Below are 16,190 nucleotides of genomic sequence, written 5' to 3' on the forward strand. Positions count from 1 at the left end.
GTGACAAGCACGACCGCGCGCAGCGGACCGGTCAGGGGGCCCCTGCGATGGCTGCGGCGGCGACCCCTCGACCTCATCGACGTCTTCGTCTACGTCGTCGTCCTCAACCTCGCCATCGAGTACCTCCCGGCCGTCATCAGCGAGACCTTCACGCTGTCGCTGCTCACCGCCGTGCTGCTGAAGGTCGCTCTCGAGCTGGTCGTCCTGCTCAAGGGGGTGGTCCTCGCCAGGCTCCGTGCGGCCACGACACGGCGGGCGAAGGCAGCGGCAGGTGTCCTGCTGTGGGTCGTTGCGGCCGGGAGCAAGGTCCTCGTGCTGGCCCTGGTCGACCTCGTCTTCGGTGACGCTGTCAGCCTGGGCGGCTTCATCCCGGTCACGCTGTTGGTCCTTGCCCTGCTGCTCTCGCGGGCCACGGTGCGCAGGGTGCTCTCCGAGCCACCTGGGGAGGAGTGACCCCGGGAGCCGGGTCCGGACAGGCAGAACATCGGATGGTCGTCGAGGTCGCCCAGACGGACCAGTGACTCGTAGACGCTGCTCGGTTGCCGCGCGGCCGACGAGGGTGGCGTCCCGCCGGATGGTGGCCGTCCGCAACCGGTCCAGGAGCATCGGCCCGCTGCCGTATGCCGCACGGACGAGGAAGGAGTCCGTGCGCTCCTCGTACTCCAGGATCGAGCCGCCGTCGGCATCGGTGAGCCGCACCGCGTTGCTGACGATGCTGGCCAGCACTGCGTCAGGGTCGAGCTCGAGCTCACCGCCTCGCCCACCTCGCGCAGTGCCTCGAGCTGGTCGACCTTGCTCGCCGGCTCGGTGCTGCGGGCCTCGAGCGACTGCGTCAGGTCGACCTGCTGCAGCGCGATGGCCGTCTGCGCCGCGAGCTCCTCCAGCAGCCCCATCTCGCGCTCGCTGAACGGGTCCACCTCGGTCCGCCACATCGACAGGACGCCCACCACGCCGTCACCCAGCAGCATCGGTGCGCTGAGCAGGCTCCGGAAGCCTGCCGGGCGCTGGAGGTCCCGACGGCCGTAGTCCGGGTCGGGAGGACGTCGTCCATCCGCTGCGTGCGCCGGTCCAGCGCCACCCTCCCGAACAACGTGGCACGGCTGCGCTGGACGGGATGACCGAGCAGGTAGCGGCGGAACTCATCGGGGACCTTGCCGGACAGGCGCGACAGCCGGAACACGTCGTCCTCGAGGAGGTAGAGCTGGGCCGCGTCGGCACGGCACAGGCGCGCGGCGCGGTCGACGATGGTGTCGAGGATCTCTCCGGAAGCGCCCCGTTCGCGCCCCAGCGCGAGCAGGATCTCGCGGCTGGCCAGGGACTGCTCGCGAGCGTCGCGCAGAGCCCGCTCAGGGACGTCCGGCACGGGGGTGGCACGCGGGAGCCCCGCCGCTTCCACGCACGGCGGGCTGGTCTCCGTCTCCTCGGCCACCGCCACCGCCTCTCGCTTCCATGATGCCCCTCGCCGCATCGCCGGGGCAACGACGTCGCGGGGGGACCATCACGCAGGGGATGCCCGTCTCAGGCGGACAAGGCTGGGCGCTCCAGGGAGAAGCTGGGCGCTCCAGGGAGAACAGGTCGACGGGCAGGTCGGAGTGCCCCGTCGTAGCCAGGTCCGCGCCGATCTCGCCGACCTGGTAGGCGCGCCTCAGCGCGCTCGAGACCCAGCACCGCATGCGCACGGGCTCTCCTCGGGACGGAGACGGGCATGTTGCGTCAGCGACCGGTGTGCTCGCCTCGGTAGACCAGCACGGGGCAGGGTGCGTGATGGACGCAGTATGTCGCGACCGACCCCAGGTGCATGCCAGGGAACCCACCGTGACCGTGGCTGCCCACCACGAGCAGCTCTGCACCGTCGGCAGCCCTCACCAGGGCCTGCGACGGGTGCTTGCCCACCATCCTCTTCGTGACGGGGACGTTCTGGGCCTCGTCGGCGACAGTCCGAAGGACCGTGTCCATCACCTCCTCGGCCTCCCGCTCGTACCGCTCCTCCCCGGCGACCGGCGACAGGTAGATCGACACGGGCACGTTCCACGCCATGACCGCGTGGACCTCCGCCCCGGTCAGGCGCGCCTGACCCACCGCCCAGCGCAGGGCGGCCTCGCTGAGCTCTGACCCGTCGACGCCCACGACGATGAAGGGACGTGGTGCAACCTCGTTCATCTGTGACTCCTCTCTTTCCCTCCTTCGTAGCGCGGGACGGGGACCGACCGCCAGAGGCTTTGGTCCCGGCCGGGTCGGTCCTCAGCCGACGACGACAGCCAGGGCCAGGAGCGAGCCCAGCCCCACCGTGAAGCTGAGGGTGTGCAGCACCTTGGCGCGCGGGCTGGGCTCCGTCGTGAACTGGGGGATCAGGTCGGCCGTGGCGATATAGACGAAGTTTCCCGCGGCGAAGGGGATGAGCAGGGTGACGTCGACCGCCCCCGAGACGACGTAGGCCACGAGGCACCCGAGCAGGAAGGTGCTCGCCGAGGCGACGTTGTAGGCGAGCGCCCTGCGCGGGCTCCAGCCACTGTGCACGAGCAGCCCGAAGTCTCCCAGCTCCTGGGGCACCTCATGGGCCGCAGCAACGAGCCAGGTCACGACCCCGAGGCGCACGTCCAGCACGAAGGCGCTGCCGACCGCCAGGCCACCCAGGAGGTTGTGCAGCCCGTCGGCCGCGAGCACGAGGTAGCCGACCGGGCGGTGGGCGCCCATGGGTCGGTGGCAGTGGTGCCAGTGGAGACCCTGCTCCAGGACGAGGAAGGAGACGATGCCGAGGGCGAGCCACACGTAGACGGACAGGTCGTTGTCGAGCGTCTCGACGGCCTGAGGCAGCATGTGGAAGAGGGCTCCGCCCAGGAGCGACCCTGCCGCGAGGGCGACCAGCGGCAGCACCAGCCGCACGAAGACTGCCCGGGGCAGCAGCAGCGTCACGCTTCCCACGAGCGCGACGGCGCTCATGAGCACTCCGGCCAGGACCACCCACGCCAGCGTCGACACGGCACCGACGTTACCCAAGGAGGCGGTTGGGTAGCCTCGAGCGCATGACGAGCCCGCATACGTCCCCCTCCGCCACGCCCCGCCCCGAGGACGAGGTGGCGCAGATCTGCCGTGACCTCATCCGGATCGACACGAGCAACTACGGCGATGGCACCGGGCCGGGGGAGCGTGCTGCGGCGGAGTACGTCATGGGCCTGCTGACCGAGGTCGGCCTCGACCCACACCTGACGGAGTCCGACCCCGGCCGTGCCAGTGTCGTCGTGCGCACCGAGGGCCGTGACCCGAGCCGCCCCGGCCTTGTGCTGCACGGTCATCTGGACGTGGTGCCCGCCCAGGCTGCCGACTGGCAGGTGGACCCGTTCGCCGCGGAGGAACGCGACGGGTGCATCTGGGGTCGCGGCGCGGTGGACATGAAGGACATGGACGCGATGCTGCTGGCCAACCTGCGCCACCTGGCGCGGACCGGCGAGAAGCCGCCCCGGGACATCGTGTGGGCGTTCTTCGCCGACGAGGAGGCCGGCGGCGTGAAGGGTGCCGGGCACGTCGTGGCCCAGCACCCCGAGTGGTTCGAGGGCTGCACCGAGGCGGTCAGCGAGGTCGGGGGGTTCTCCGTCACCCTGCCGGACGCGGCGACGGTTGGCTCCACCCGCGCCTACCTGCTGCAGACGGCCGAGAAGGGCATCGCCTGGCTGCGCCTGCACGCCCACGGCAGGGCGGGCCACGGGTCGGTGCCCAACGACCAGAACGCCGTCGTGCGGCTGGCGGAGGCCATCGCCCGGATCAACGCACACCACTGGCCCAGGACCTACATCGCGTCGGTGCGTGAGCTCCTCGACAGCGTCGGCACCATCACGGGCGCGACCTTCGACCCCGAGCAGCCCGAGGCCTTCCTGGCACGCCTGGGCGGTGCCCGGGCCTTCGTCGAGGGCACCCTGCGCGACACAGCCAACTTCACGATGCTGACCAGTGGCTACAAGCACAACGTCATCCCGCAGACAGCCAGCGCGTCACTGGACTGCCGCTTCCTGCCCGGTCACGAGCAGGAGCTGCTCGAGACCATCGCCGAGCTCGCGGGGGAGCACGTGGAGGTCGAGGTCGTGCACAAGGACGTGGCCCTCGAGGCACCCTTCTCCGGAGAGCTCGTGGAGTCGATGAGGCGAGCGCTGCTCAAGGAGGACCCGGGCGCTCGCGTCCTGCCCTACTGCCTGTCCGGTGGCACCGACAACAAGCACCTCTCGCGCCTGGGGGTCACCGGCTACGGCTTCGCCCCGCTGCGCCTGCCCGACGACCTCGACTTCGTCGGCATGTTCCACGGAATCGACGAGCGGGTCCCGCTGGACGCCCTCGAGTTCGGCACGCGAGTCCTGAAGGGGCTCATCGAGGACTGTTGAGGGTCCCTGCTCTCAGGCCGTGCGGCGGACGCGGATGATCTTGCGCCGCAGCCAGGCCTTGCGCACCCCGCCCCAGTAGAGGCGCACCCGGTGCAGCTCCCAGTCGCCGTACTCCGCCTGCTCCGCCAGGGCACGCCGCACGTCGGCACGCGTGTCGTCGCGCCCGAACGTCAGGGTCTGGTACTCGTACTCGATCATCGAGACGCATCGTGCGCCCGCGAGCCCGCTGATGTCCAGCGGACGCACGGTGGTGACCGACGCCCCTGCCACTCGCGGCACATCCGAGATACCGTCACCGTATGAGCTTGGACCCGCGCGCCGCCCTGGCTGCCTTCGTCGCTGCCCTCGAGACCCACCTGGAGATGGCGGCGGACCGCAGGGGGGACGACGACCCCCATGTCGTCGCCGCCTACCAGCGCATCGCCGACGCGTTCGTCGCCTACGACGACGCCCTGCTGGAGACGTACGGCGAGGTCACCCCGCTGGACATCTACAGCGAGGACGACTACGACGACGAGGACGACGACGAGGACGACGACGAGGACGACCTCGTGGACCTCGACGACGAGGACGACGACGACCAGGACGACGACGACCAGGACGAGCGCCGGTGAGGCTCGGGCTGAGCTGCGGCTTCTGGGGGATGGGCCGCGACGAGGACAACCTGGCGCTGGTGGACCGGGCCGAGCAGCTGGGGGTCTCCGTCGTCTGGGCCTCGGAGGCCTACGGGCCCGACGCGGCGACCGTGCTGGCCTGGGTCGGTGCGCGCACCGAGCGCATCCACCTCGGTGCCGGGGTGCTGCAGATCCCTGGCCGCACCCCGGCGATGACGGCGATGACCGCCGCCAGCCTGGACAACCTCTCCGGGGGTCGGTTCCGCCTGGGCCTGGGGGTGAGCGGACCGCAGGTGTCCGAGGGCTGGCACGGCGTGCCCTTCGGCAAGCCGCTCGGTCGCACCCGTGAGTACACCGCCATCGTGCGGACCGCGCTGGCCCGCAAGCCCGTCGAGCACGCCGGGGAGCACTTCACCCTGCCCCTGCCCGGTGGACAGGGCAAGGCACTGCGGCTCAACGTGCTGCCGACCGGGCACGAGGTGCCCGTCTACCTGGCAGCGGTCGGTCCCAGGAACCTCGAGCTCGCCGGGGAGATCGGTGACGGATGGCTCGGGGTCTTCGTCTCGCCCGACTACCTCGGGGAACAGCTCGAGGCGATCGAGCGCGGCCGGCAGACCGGGGGCCGCCAGGGTGCGTTCGAGGTCGATGCCACCGTCCCGCTCGCGGTCGGTGACGACATCGAGCGGTGCGCGGCCCTGGTCGCGCCGTACGCCGCGCTCTATGTCGGCGGCATGGGCTCGCGCACGCAGAACTTCTACAACGCCCTCGCCGTCCGTATGGGGTATGCGGAGCAGGCCCGACGCGTCCAGGACCTCTACCTGGCGCGGCAGTGGCGGGACGCCGCGGCCGCGGTGCCGGTGCAGTTCGTCGACGACACCAGCCTGCTCGGACCCCCCGGGCGCCTGGTCGAGAGGATGCAGCGGTACGCCGACGCAGGGGTGACCACCCTGACCGTCGCCCCGTGGGGTGAGGACCTCGCCGCGCGCGTGCACTCGCTGGAGGCTGCGGCCGACGCGCTCACCCACCTCCGCTGATGGCGATCCTCGTCCTGCTGCGCCACGGCCGCACCCGGGCCAACGCCGAGGGGACTCTCGCGGGCTGGACACCGGGCATCGGTCTCGACGAGCGCGGGAGGGAGCAGGCGGCCGCCGTCGGCCGGCGGCTGATGCCGACACCGCTGGTTGCGGTCGTCGCCAGTCCTCTGCAGCGGTGCCAGGAGACGGCGTGCGCCGTGCTCGCGCCTCGCGACCAGGCTCCGCAGCTGCGCACCGAGGAGGACCTGGGTGAGGCCAGGTACGGCGCGTGGACCGGTCGCCCGCTGAAGGAGCTGGCACGCGAGCCGCTGTGGAAGGAGGTCCAGCGCAGCCCCAGCACCGTGCATTTCCCGCCGCATGACGAGTTCGCCTCCGAAGGGATGGCTCAGATGCAGGCCCGGGCCGTGGCAGCAGCGCGACGCATCGACTCCGAGGTCGAGCAACAGCACGGGCCCGGAGCGGTCTGGCTCGCCGTGAGCCACGGGGATGTCATCAAGTCGCTGCTCGCCGATGCCCTGGCCACCCCCCTCGACGACTTCCAGCGCATCGTGGTCGACCCCGCGTCGGTCAGCATCGTGCGCTACACCCGTGAGCGGCCCTATGTGCTGCGCCTCAACGACTCCGGGAGCGACCCGGTCGACCTCACCGCACTCAGCAAGGCAGCCACCCCCGACGACGACGCCGCCGTCGGGGGTGGGGCCGGCAGCGTCTAGGCTGACCACATGCCCGTGATCGACTTCGACCCACCGGAGCGGTTCGTCACCGACACGGTGGGGCCCCCGGGACAGCGTGTCTTCTTCCTGCAGGCGACCCAGGGGTCGCGCGTCATGACGGTGTCCCTGGAGAAGGACCAGGTGCGGCTGCTGGGCCGGAGCATCGCGGAGATGCTCGACCAGGTCGCACCCGAGGAAGGCTCGGAGGCGGCGGGGGAGGCCGTGGCCGACAACGCCCCGCTGGACACCCCCATCGAGGAGGACTTCCGGGTGCGGCGGCTCAGCATGGCCTGGGACGCCGGCCGACACGTCGTCGTCGTGGAGGCCCACGACACCGACCCGGACGAGGACGGGGACGACGAGTCGCTCCCGGACGCGGAGAGCACGGCGGCCCTGCACGGTCTGCGGGTGGTGCTGAGCCCCGCCCAGGCACGAGCCTTCTCGGTCCGGTGTGCGCGGGCCGTGGCCGGCGGCCGACCCAACTGCCCCTTCTGTGGGGGTCCGCTGGACCCCTCGGGCCACATCTGTCCCCGCGCCAACGGCTACCGCCGGTGACGGACCCGCCGGTCCCGGTCTGGCTGGCCCAAGCGCCGATGCACGTGGAGGGGGCGCTGACCGAGGCGTCCAACCTCACCCTCCGGGTGCAGTTCGAGGAAGCCGACGGCAGCCTCGGTGCACACCGCGGGGTGTACAAGCCGGTGCGTGGAGAGCGGCCACTGCGTGACTTCCCCAGCGGCACCCTCGCCCAGCGGGAGGTCACCGCATACCTGGTCAGCGCGTGGGGAGGCTGGGACAACGTGCCCCCCACGATCCTGCGCGACGGACCACTGGGCCCGGGTTCGGTCCAGGTATGGGTCGAGGCGAGCGAGCACGACGACCCGCACACCGGCGACCTGGTGCGCATCATGGAGCCCCAGGACGTCCACTCCGGGTGGCTGCCGGTCGTGCAGGCGGAGGGGCGTGCGGGGGAGCCTCTGGTGGTGGCCCATGCCGACGACCCCGACCTGGCGGCTCTGGCTGTCCTGGACGTCGTGCTCAACAACGCCGACCGCAAGGCCGCTCACATCGCCCGCGACGAGAACCGTGCGGTCTGGGGCTTCGACCACGGGCTGTGCGGGCACCAGACGCCCAAGCTGCGCACTGTGCTGTGGGGATGGGCCGGCGAGCCCCTGCCTGCGCGGGAGACGGCCCGTCTGCGCCTCCTGCTGGAGCGGCTGGACGTCGCACGGCTGTCTGACCTGCTCTCCGACCTCGAGGTCAGCACCCTCCTCGCCCGCGCCGAGGCACTGCTGGAGGACGGCGTCTTCCCGCTCCCGCCCTACGAGCGGTACCCCTTGCCGTGGCCCTTGTGGTGAGGGCAGGGCTTCGGCGGCGGTTACGCTCGGTCCCGTGAAATCCTGGTCCGCCCCTCCCGTGCCCCGCCTGCCCGGCAGCGGGCGTCCCCTCCGCGTGCACGACACGGCGACCGGCCGACCGGTGGTCGTCCACCCCGAGGACGGACGGGCCGGACTCTACGTGTGCGGCATCACCCCCTACGACGCCACCCACATGGGCCACGCGGCCACCTACCTGGCCTTCGACCTCGTCGTGCGCACCTGGCGGGACGCCGGGTTGTCGGTCACCTACGTGCAGAACGTGACCGATGTCGACGAGCCGCTGCTGGAGCGGGCGGAGCGCGACGGCATACCGTGGCAGGACCTGGCCCACCGCGAGATCGACCTGTTCCGCAGCGACATGGAGGCCCTGCGGGTGATCCCGCCGCAGCACTACATCGGCGCTATAGAAGGCATCCCTGACGACGTGTCGGCCGTGGAGCAGCTCCTCGGGACGGGGGCCGCCTACCGGCTCCCTGCTCCCGAGGCGCTCGACCCGGACGGGCCGGGCGACGTCTACCTGGACATCAGCCGCCAGCCGGCGTTCGGTGCCGTCTCCGGCTGGAGCCGGCCCGAGATGCTGGCCGTCTTTGCCGAGCGCGGGGGTGACCCTGACCGTCCGGGCAAGCGTGACGTCCTCGACCCGCTGCTGTGGCGGGCTGCGCGCAAGGGCGAGCCCTGGTGGTCCGGTGGTGCCCTGGGCGACGGGCGCCCTGGCTGGCACATCGAGTGCTCCACCATCGCCCTGCGCTACCTGGGCATGGGTTTCCAGATCCAAGGCGGCGGCACCGACCTGATCTTCCCGCACCACGAGATGAGCGCGGTGCAGGCCACGTCCCTGACCGGCCGGCAGCCGTTCGCGCAGGCCTACGTGCACCAATCGATGGTCGGCCTCGGTGGGTCGAAGATGAGCAAGTCGCAGGGCAACCTGGTGCTCGTCTCGGGGCTGCGCCGGGCCGGGGTGGACCCTGCGGCGGTCCGCCTGGTGCTGCTCAGGCACCACTACCGCACCGAGTGGGACTGGACCCAGGAGCTGCTGGACGAGGCCGGTGGGCGCCTGGCTGCCTGGGGCGCGGCGGCGGACCAGGTCGCGGACGTCCCTGTGAGCGACCTGGACCGCTCCACGGTGGAGCAGATGCGGCAGCGACTGGCCGACGACCTGGACGCGCCCGGTGCGGTGCGCGCCGTGGACGCCTGGGCGAGGAGCGTCACCGAGGGTGACGTGTCCTGCTCCGACCTCGTCCCGCTGGCGGTGGACGCCCTCCTGGGCGTGCCGCTGCCGGCTCCGCGGGGGGTCTGAGCAGGACGCGACGGGACGACGCCGGGGTCAGCGACCAGGAGGGTCGTCGTCGCGCCGGCGCAGGTAGCGCTCGAACTCCCGGGCGATGGCGTCGCCGCTGGCCTCGGGAAGGTCCGCGGTGTCCTGCGCCTGCTCGAGGGAGTGCACGTAGTCGGCCACCTCGTCGTCGGACGCAGCGAGGTCGTCGACCCCGCGCTCCCACGCCCGCGCCGACTCGACCAGCTCGGTGTCGTCGATCACGACGTCCAGGAGCTCCTCGACGCGACCGAGCAGGGCCAGGGCAGCCTTGGGGGAGGGTGGGCCCCCGGCGTAGTGAGGGACCGCTGCCCAGCACGACAGGCTGGGCAGGGAGATCTGACGGGCCTGGTCGTTGACGACGCCGATGATCCCGGTGGGGCCCTCGTAGGAGCCCGGCTCGACGCCCTCCAGCTGGTCGAGGAGGTCCTCGTCCTCGCTGCTGACCCCGACCGGGATCGGGCGGGTGTGCGGCACGTCGGCCAGCAGCCCGCCGAGCGTCACGAGCAACGTCGCACCGTGGTGCATGGCAAAGGCCAGCAGCTCCGAGCTGTAGGAGCGCCATCTCACCGAGGGCTCGATGCCCAGGACCAGCAGGACGTCCCGGCCCAAGGGGGTGCTGCGGGCGAGCATCACGCGGGTGGTGGGCCACTGCAGGGTCCGCTCGCCGTCGACACGGGTCACCTTGGGCCTGTTGACCTGGAAGTCGTAGTACTCCTCCGGGTCCATGGCCGCGACGAGGTCGGCGTCCCACACCTTCGCGAGGTGCTCGACCACGGCTGTGGCGCACTCGCCGGCGTCGTTCCACCCCTCGAACGCGGCGATGACGACGGGGTCCCGCAGCTCCGGCACGTCCTCGAGCTCGATCATGCGCCCACCTCCCTCGCTCAGCACTGGTCGGACCCACACTACGCAGTGGACCTAGGATCGCAGGGTGGTCAGGGATCGCGAGTTGCCGGCAGCCGTCCTCTGGGACATGGACGGCACGATCATCGACACCGAGCCGTTCTGGATGGCCGAGGAGCACGCACTGGTGCGGGCGGCGGGCGGCAGGTGGACCGACCGGGACGCGCTGGACCTCGTCGGCAACGACCTGACCCGCTCCGCCGAGGTCATCCTGGCCCGGACGCCGGTCACCGGCACCCCCGAGGAGGTGGTGCACCGGCTGCTGGCCGGCGTCGTCCGCCGCACGCAGGAGCGCATCCCCTGGCGGCCGGGTGCCCAGGAGCTGCTGGCCGAGCTCGTGGCGCTGGGCGTGCCCAACGCCCTGGTCACGATGTCCTGGGACTCGCTGGCCACGGTGCTGGTCGAGGCCCTGCCGCCCGGGACCTTCCGCACCGTGGTCACCGGTGACGTGGTCACCCGCGGGAAGCCGGACCCGGAGCCGTACCGGGTCGCCGCCCAGCGGCTGGGGGTGGAGCCCGCCCGCTGTGTCGCCATCGAGGACTCACCCACCGGGGTGAGGTCGGCCACGTCGGCCGGGGTGCCGACACTGGCCGTGCCCCACATCGTGGACGTGCCCGCACAGCCGGGGGCGCGTCAGGTCTCGACGCTGGCCGCGGTGCGGGCGGGCGACCTGCTCCGGCTCACGCGCTGAGCGGCCCGCTCAGTCGGCGTCCTGCACCGTCAGGGCGACGCCCGTGCGGGCCGGGTCGACAGCGCGGGTCGCGGCGTCGTCGGGCAGGGGTGGGGTGGTGCCGCCCCAGGCGGGACACAGCGCCTTGTGGTGGCACCAGTCGCACAGCCGGGACGGTCGCGGCCGCCAGTCGCCGGTGTCCGCGGCACGTTCGATGGCGCTCCACAGCGCCTGCACCTTGCGTTCGGTGGCGAGCAGGTCGCGCTCGGAGGGTGCATAGCGCAGCACCTGGCCGTCCTTGAGGTAGACCAGCTGCAGGACCGTCGGCACGACACCGCGGGTGCGCCACAGCACCAAGGCGTAGAACCTCATCTGGAACAGCGCCTTGCCCTCGTACAGCTCGGAGGGCGCGCGGCCCGTCTTGTAGTCGACGACCCGCAGCCTGCCGTCGGGTGCGACGTCGAGACGGTCCACGTAGCCCCGCAGGGTCAGGCCGTCGATCTCGACCTCCACATAGAGCTCGCGCTCCGCCGGCTCGAGGAAGCGAGGGTCCTCCACCGTGAACCAGCGCTCGACGAGCCGTGCCGCGTCGGCGAACCAGCCGTCCCGGCGGTCGTCCTCGCACAGCGCCGCCAGCTCGGGCTCCGCCTCGACGAGCCGGCCCCACTCGGTGGGCAGGAGGTCGACGGTGGCAGCAGGCGTGCGCTGGTCGGCCGGCAGGTCGAAGACCCGCTCGAGCGCGGCGTGGACCAAGGTGCCACGGGCGGCCGCTGGGCTGGGAGGCTCCGGCAGCCGGTCGACGACGCGGAAGCGGTACAGCAGCGGGCACTGCATGAAGTCCGCGGCGCGGCTCGGTGACAGTGCTCGACTCATGTCCCGCACTCTACGAAGCCGGACCGACATACCCGGCACGTAGGGTGAGCCCCATGTCGACCGCCACGGCCTCCCCGCGAGGCTGGCAGATCGGGTCCCTCGCCGGCGTGCCGGTCTACCTGGGACGGTCCTGGGTGCTCATCGCGGCGGTCATCACCCTCCTGTTCGGCCCGGTCGTCGGTGACATCGTGCCCGGCTCGGGCGCTGCCGCGTATGCCGTGGCCTTCGGCTTCGCCGTGCTGCTCCTCCTCTCCGTGCTGGTGCACGAGGCCGCCCACGCCCTGGTCGCCCGCTACCACGGCTACCGGGTGCGCCGGATCGTCGCCGACTTCTGGGGCGGCCACACCGCCTACGACGGTGCCGACAGCACCCCGGGACGGGCGGCGGCCGTCGCGATCTCCGGGCCGCTGGCCAACGCTGCCCTCGCCGCTGTCGGCTGGGCGTTCGTCCAGGCCGTCCCGGACGGTCTGCCCTGGCTGCTCCTGACCGCGTTCACCACGGCCAACGCCTTCGTGGCCGCCTTCAACATGCTGCCGGGACTGCCGCTGGACGGTGGCTTCCTGGTGGACTCGCTGGTCTGGAAGGTCACCGGGAGCCGGGGCCTGGGCACACTGGTCGCCGGGTGGTGCGGTCGTCTGCTCGTCGTCGTCCTCGCCTGGTGGGTGGTGGGGGTGCCGGTGATGACCGGCGGCACCCTGACCGTCTCCAGGCTGCTGTGGGCCGGCCTCATCGGCGCCTTCCTGTGGTGGGGCGCCAGCTCGGCCATCCGCTCGGGCCGGGCCCGTAGGGTGTTCGAACAGGTCACGGTCGGCTCGGTGCTGCGTCCGGCCGCCCTCGTCCCCGAGGGCGTCGGCGTCGACGCCGTGCGCTGGGGCGACAGCCCGGTCTGGCTGGTGACCGGCCCCGACGGCACCCCGACCGGCCTGGTGGACCCGGCCGCACTCCAGCAGGTGCCCGGCGCGGCTGCGGCACGCACCCCTGTCTCGGCTGTCGCCCGGCGCCAGCCGGCCGGATGGGTGGTCGACACCCGGCTCGAGGACGCGGTGACCGACGTCGTGGTCGCCATGCAGACCCACACCACGCCGGTCGTCGCCGTGCGCGTGCCGGACGGCCGTGTCGTCGGTGTCGTCCTCGCCGAGGACCTGTAGGGCGGGCAGCACCTACACTTCCCGGGTGACCCACCCCGCGACCGGAGCAGACAAGCGCCGAGGACCCTTCCGGGTCGGCGACCGCGTGCAGCTGACCGACCCGAAGGGCCGGCTGCACACGATCACCCTCGAGGCAGGCAAGGACTTCCACACCCACCGTGGCCACATCCGGCACGACGACCTCATCGGGGCCCCGGACGGGACGGTGGTGAGGCACAGCTCGGGTGCCGACTACCTCGCGCTGCGCCCGCTGCTGTCCGACTACGTGCTGTCGATGCCGCGCGGCGCCCAGGTCGTCTACCCCAAGGACGCCGGGCAGATCGTGACGATGGGCGACATCTTCCCCGGGGCCCGGGTCGTCGAGGCGGGCGTCGGCAGCGGAGCCCTCAGCCTGTCCCTGCTCCGGGCCGTCGGTGACGGCGGTGCGCTGCACTCCTTCGAGCGACGCGCGGACTTCGCCGACATCGCCCGCGCCAACGCACGGGTCTTCTTCGGCGAGGACCACCCTGCCTGGACCGTGACCGTCGGTGACCTCGTCGAGGCTCTTCCCGAGGCCGTCGCCCCCGGCAGCGTGGACCGGGTCGTCCTCGACATGCTGGCGCCCTGGGAGTGCCTCGACGTCGTCGGTGAGGCACTCGTGCCGGGGGGAGTGCTGGTCTGCTACGTCGCCACAGCCACCCAGCTGTCCCGGGTGGCCGAGGCGGCACGCGAGCACGGCGGCTTCACCGAGCCGCAGGCGTGGGAGTCCATGGTGCGGGGCTGGCATCTGGAGGGTCTCGCGGTCCGCCCCGAACATCGCATGCACGGGCACACAGGCTTCCTGGTCACCGTGCGACGGCTGGCGCCGGACACGACCGTGCCCACCCGGCGGAGGCGACCCGCCAAGGGAGCCTACGGCGAGGACTACACCCCCGCCGGCACCGAGGAGTGGACGGCCGAGGACGTGGGGGAGCGGACTGTGTCCGACAAGCGGCTGCGGCGCATCCGGCGTGACGTCCAGGGAGCCTCCGAGCGGCTCCCAGAAGGCCCGGGTAGCGTGAATGCATGAACGACGCACGCGTCCGACACCTGGAGCAGCAGGTGCTGCAGCTGCAGACCCGGCTGCGTGAGGCCAGCACCCACAACGACCGCCTGACCAGCACCCTCAAAGAGGCCCGCGAGCGCATCGTCTCGCTGCGTGAGGACCTCGACGCGGCCGGGTCTCCACCGCTCAGCTTCGCGCTCGTGCTGGGGAGGCACGACGACGAGACCGTCGACATCTCCTTCGGCGGCCGCAAGGTCAGGGTGCGTGCCCTCTCGGAGGTGCCCGTCGACGACCTGCACCCGGGCCGGGAGGTGCTGCTCAACGACGCGCAGGCCATCGTCGGGGTCGCCTCCTACGAGCAGGTCGGCGAGGTGGTGACCGTCAAGGAGCGGATGGACGACGGCCGCGTGCTGGTGCTGGTCCGCGGGGAGGAGGAGCGTGTAGCCAGGGTCGCCGGCTCTCTCAGCGACGTCGCCTTCCGCGTCGGCGACAGCGTGATGATGGACCCGCGCAGCGGGTTCGCCTACGAGCGGATCGCCCAGCCCGAGGTGTCCGAGCTCGTGCTCGAGGAGGTGCCGGACATCTCCTACGAGGACATCGGCGGGCTGAGCCGCCAGATCGAGCAGATCCAGGACGCCGTGGAGCTGCCCTTCCTGCACCGTGACCTCTACGCCCAGCACCAGCTGAGCCCGCCCAAGGGCGTGTTGCTGTACGGCCCTCCCGGGTGCGGCAAGACGCTCATCGCCAAGGCGGTCGCCGCCTCCCTCGCCCGGCAGGCCGCGCAGCGGGCCGGGCGGGAGACCCCGCAGAGCTACTTCCTCAACATCAAGGGCCCGGAGCTGCTCAACAAGTATGTCGGCGAGACCGAGCGGCACATCCGGCTGATCTTCCAGCGCGCCCGGGAGAAGTCCGACGACGGCACGCCGGTGGTGGTCTTCTTCGACGAGATGGAGTCCCTCTTCCGCACGCGAGGGTCCGGCGTCTCCTCCGACGTCGAGACGACGATCGTCCCCCAGCTGCTGGCCGAGATCGACGGTGTCGAGCGGCTCGACAACGTGATCGTCATCGGGGCGTCCAACCGCGAGGACATGATCGACCCGGCGATCCTGCGCCCCGGCCGGCTCGACGTGAAGATCAAGATCGAGAGGCCGGACGCCGAGAGCGCCCACGACATCTTCAGCAAGTACCTCACCACCGCGGTGCCGCTGCACGCCGACGACCTCGCTGCCCACGGGGGTGACCGCCAGGCCACGGTCGACGGCATGATCGCCGCCGTGGTGGAGCGGATGTACGCCCTCATCGACGACAACAAGTTCCTCGAGGTCACCTACGCCGGCGGCGACAAGGAGATCCTCTACTTCAAGGACTTCAGCTCCGGGGCGATGATCCACAACATCGTCGACCGTGCCAAGAAGCTCGCCATCAAGGCCCTGCTCACCGACCAGTCGCACGGTGTCCGCGTCGAGCACCTGCTGCGTGCCTGTGTCGCCGAGTTCAAGGAGAACGAGGACCTGCCCAACACCACCAACCCCGACGACTGGGCGCGGATCTCGGGCAAGAAGGGCGAGCGGATCGTCTACATCCGCACGCTGGTCTCGGGCAAGGACGGTGTGGAGCCCGGAAGGACGCTGGAGAGCGGCACCCCCGGGCAGTACCTCTGAGCGGCACCCCCGGGCAGTACCTCTGAGCGGCAACGTCACGGCTGGTGCGCCGGGCACGGAGCCGGGCGGGCATGCCGGGTCGTGGCCTCGCCGACCGGTGAGGTTCACGTCGTTCCCGTCCCGTGTCAACCTGGGAGGGTCTCGGGCGACTCAGGGTCATGAAGCGCGCGCTGTCCGGGAAGGCGGTGACCGGCATGTCCTCCACGGACCGAGCCACGGTGGGCCCCGCTCGGTCGCGCCCAGCAGCGTCTGCGGCCCCAGGCCGACAGCCCCTCGCGCGAGGACGTCGTCGAGAGCCTGTTCCGTGAGCACTACGAGGGCCTGCTTCGCCTCGCCTACTGCATACTGGGCGACCGGTGCAGTGCCGAGGACGTCGTCATGGACGCCTTCTGCTCCTTGCACCTGCGCTACGGGGGCCTGCGCGACCGGAGCCAGCCGCTGGCCTACCTGAGGTCTGCCGTGCTGAACGGGTCGCGGTCCAGGATCCGG

18 protein-coding genes and 2 pseudogenes are annotated in these 16,190 nt (G+C 71.7%); 14 read left to right on the forward strand and 6 right to left on the reverse strand.

All coding sequences use genetic code 11. From position 1 onward, the window contains the following. A complete protein-coding gene (locus tag LVO85_RS12480; RefSeq protein WP_232747815.1) occupies positions 1-453 on the forward strand; it encodes a hypothetical protein in 453 nt (150 codons plus the stop codon). A gap of 404 nt (positions 454-857) precedes the next feature. Here the strand turns inward: LVO85_RS12480 and LVO85_RS17215 are convergent. Beyond that, a pseudogene (locus LVO85_RS17215) lies at positions 858-1,046 on the reverse strand (GAF domain-containing protein); the annotation flags it as partial. Between the two features lie 68 nt (positions 1,047-1,114). Here LVO85_RS17215 and LVO85_RS12485 point away from each other — a divergent pair. Beyond that, positions 1,115-1,453 carry a hypothetical protein gene (locus LVO85_RS12485; RefSeq protein WP_232747816.1) on the forward strand — a complete coding sequence of 113 codons (339 nt, stop codon included), beginning with the start codon at positions 1,115-1,117 and terminating at the stop codon, positions 1,451-1,453. Positions 1,454-1,713: 260 nt separating this feature from the next. Here LVO85_RS12485 and LVO85_RS12490 read toward each other — a convergent pair whose 3' ends face one another. Continuing rightward, complete coding sequence (locus LVO85_RS12490) at positions 1,714-2,160, reverse strand: universal stress protein (protein ID WP_232747817.1); 447 nt, start codon at positions 2,158-2,160, stop codon at positions 1,714-1,716. An 81-nt stretch (positions 2,161-2,241) separates the two neighbouring features. Continuing rightward, the gene (locus LVO85_RS12495; RefSeq protein WP_232747818.1) at positions 2,242-2,979 is read right to left on the reverse strand and encodes a ZIP family metal transporter; all 738 of its coding nucleotides are present in this window, start codon (positions 2,977-2,979) and stop codon (positions 2,242-2,244) included. A 44-nt stretch (positions 2,980-3,023) separates the two neighbouring features. Between LVO85_RS12495 and LVO85_RS12500 the strand changes: the two genes are divergently transcribed. Beyond that, positions 3,024-4,370 (forward strand): M20/M25/M40 family metallo-hydrolase, encoded by a 1,347-nt coding sequence (locus LVO85_RS12500; protein ID WP_232747819.1) that lies wholly within the window; start codon positions 3,024-3,026, stop codon positions 4,368-4,370. Positions 4,371-4,382: 12 nt separating this feature from the next. On the opposite strand, the gene LVO85_RS12505 is transcribed toward LVO85_RS12500, so the two are convergent. Beyond that, entirely contained in the window at positions 4,383-4,568 is a 186-nt protein-coding gene (locus tag LVO85_RS12505) for a DUF5703 family protein (protein ID WP_232747820.1), read from the reverse strand. Positions 4,569-4,669: 101 nt separating this feature from the next. Between LVO85_RS12505 and LVO85_RS12510 the strand changes: the two genes are divergently transcribed. Genes LVO85_RS12510 through mshC form a run of 6 tightly spaced genes read left to right on the forward strand, consistent with a single transcriptional unit; the run spans position 4,670 to position 9,404 of the window. Further along, a complete protein-coding gene (locus tag LVO85_RS12510; RefSeq protein ID WP_232747821.1) occupies positions 4,670-4,984 on the forward strand; it encodes a primosomal protein in 315 nt (104 codons plus the stop codon). Continuing rightward, a complete protein-coding gene (locus tag LVO85_RS12515; RefSeq protein ID WP_232747822.1) occupies positions 4,981-6,018 on the forward strand; it encodes an LLM class F420-dependent oxidoreductase in 1,038 nt (345 codons plus the stop codon). The genes LVO85_RS12510 and LVO85_RS12515 overlap by 4 nt, the downstream gene beginning before the upstream one ends. Then, entirely contained in the window at positions 6,018-6,731 is a 714-nt protein-coding gene (locus LVO85_RS12520) for an MSMEG_4193 family putative phosphomutase (protein WP_232747823.1), read from the forward strand. Before LVO85_RS12515 ends, LVO85_RS12520 begins: the two co-directional genes overlap by 1 nt. A gap of 9 nt (positions 6,732-6,740) precedes the next feature. Further along, positions 6,741-7,286 (forward strand): DUF3090 family protein, encoded by a 546-nt coding sequence (locus LVO85_RS12525; RefSeq protein WP_232747824.1) that lies wholly within the window; start codon positions 6,741-6,743, stop codon positions 7,284-7,286. Beyond that, complete coding sequence (locus LVO85_RS12530; RefSeq protein WP_232747825.1) at positions 7,283-8,086, forward strand: SCO1664 family protein; 804 nt, start codon at positions 7,283-7,285, stop codon at positions 8,084-8,086. The genes LVO85_RS12525 and LVO85_RS12530 overlap by 4 nt, the downstream gene beginning before the upstream one ends. 34 nt (positions 8,087-8,120) lie before the next feature. Continuing rightward, positions 8,121-9,404: a cysteine--1-D-myo-inosityl 2-amino-2-deoxy-alpha-D-glucopyranoside ligase gene (mshC, locus tag LVO85_RS12535; protein ID WP_232747826.1), complete on the forward strand. Its 1,284-nt coding sequence runs from the start codon at positions 8,121-8,123 to the stop codon at positions 9,402-9,404. 27 nt (positions 9,405-9,431) lie between these two features. Here the strand turns inward: mshC and LVO85_RS12540 are convergent, their stop codons facing one another. Continuing rightward, positions 9,432-10,289, reverse strand: coding sequence for a PAC2 family protein (locus LVO85_RS12540; RefSeq protein ID WP_232747827.1), 858 nt, complete (start codon positions 10,287-10,289; stop codon positions 9,432-9,434). 64 nt (positions 10,290-10,353) lie between these two features. Between LVO85_RS12540 and LVO85_RS12545 the strand changes: the two genes are divergently transcribed. After that, positions 10,354-11,016 (forward strand): HAD family hydrolase, encoded by a 663-nt coding sequence (locus LVO85_RS12545; RefSeq protein ID WP_332875435.1) that lies wholly within the window; start codon positions 10,354-10,356, stop codon positions 11,014-11,016. Positions 11,017-11,025: 9 nt separating this feature from the next. Here LVO85_RS12545 and LVO85_RS12550 read toward each other — a convergent pair whose 3' ends face one another. Beyond that, positions 11,026-11,868, reverse strand: coding sequence for a RecB family exonuclease (locus LVO85_RS12550; protein WP_232747828.1), 843 nt, complete (start codon positions 11,866-11,868; stop codon positions 11,026-11,028). A gap of 53 nt (positions 11,869-11,921) precedes the next feature. Between LVO85_RS12550 and LVO85_RS12555 the strand changes: the two genes are divergently transcribed. The 4 genes and pseudogenes from LVO85_RS12555 to LVO85_RS17220 form a co-directional block, all read left to right on the forward strand. Then, on the forward strand, positions 11,922-13,016 hold the full coding sequence (locus LVO85_RS12555) for a site-2 protease family protein (protein WP_232747829.1): 1,095 nt from the start codon (positions 11,922-11,924) through the stop codon (positions 13,014-13,016). A 25-nt stretch (positions 13,017-13,041) separates the two neighbouring features. Beyond that, on the forward strand, positions 13,042-14,064 hold the full coding sequence (locus tag LVO85_RS12560) for a tRNA (adenine-N1)-methyltransferase (RefSeq protein WP_232747830.1): 1,023 nt from the start codon (positions 13,042-13,044) through the stop codon (positions 14,062-14,064). Further along, positions 14,061-15,701: a proteasome ATPase gene (arc, locus tag LVO85_RS12565; RefSeq protein WP_232747831.1), complete on the forward strand. Its 1,641-nt coding sequence runs from the start codon at positions 14,061-14,063 to the stop codon at positions 15,699-15,701. Before LVO85_RS12560 ends, arc begins: the two co-directional genes overlap by 4 nt. A 297-nt stretch (positions 15,702-15,998) precedes the next feature. Beyond that, positions 15,999-16,187 (forward strand): annotated as a pseudogene (locus LVO85_RS17220) (sigma factor); the annotation flags it as partial. Positions 16,188-16,190 lie beyond the last annotated feature (3 nt).

Origin of the sequence: Ornithinimicrobium sediminis (assembly GCF_021272345.1) — a bacterium.
Taxonomy (GTDB): domain Bacteria; phylum Actinomycetota; class Actinomycetes; order Actinomycetales; family Dermatophilaceae; genus Ornithinicoccus; species Ornithinicoccus sediminis_B.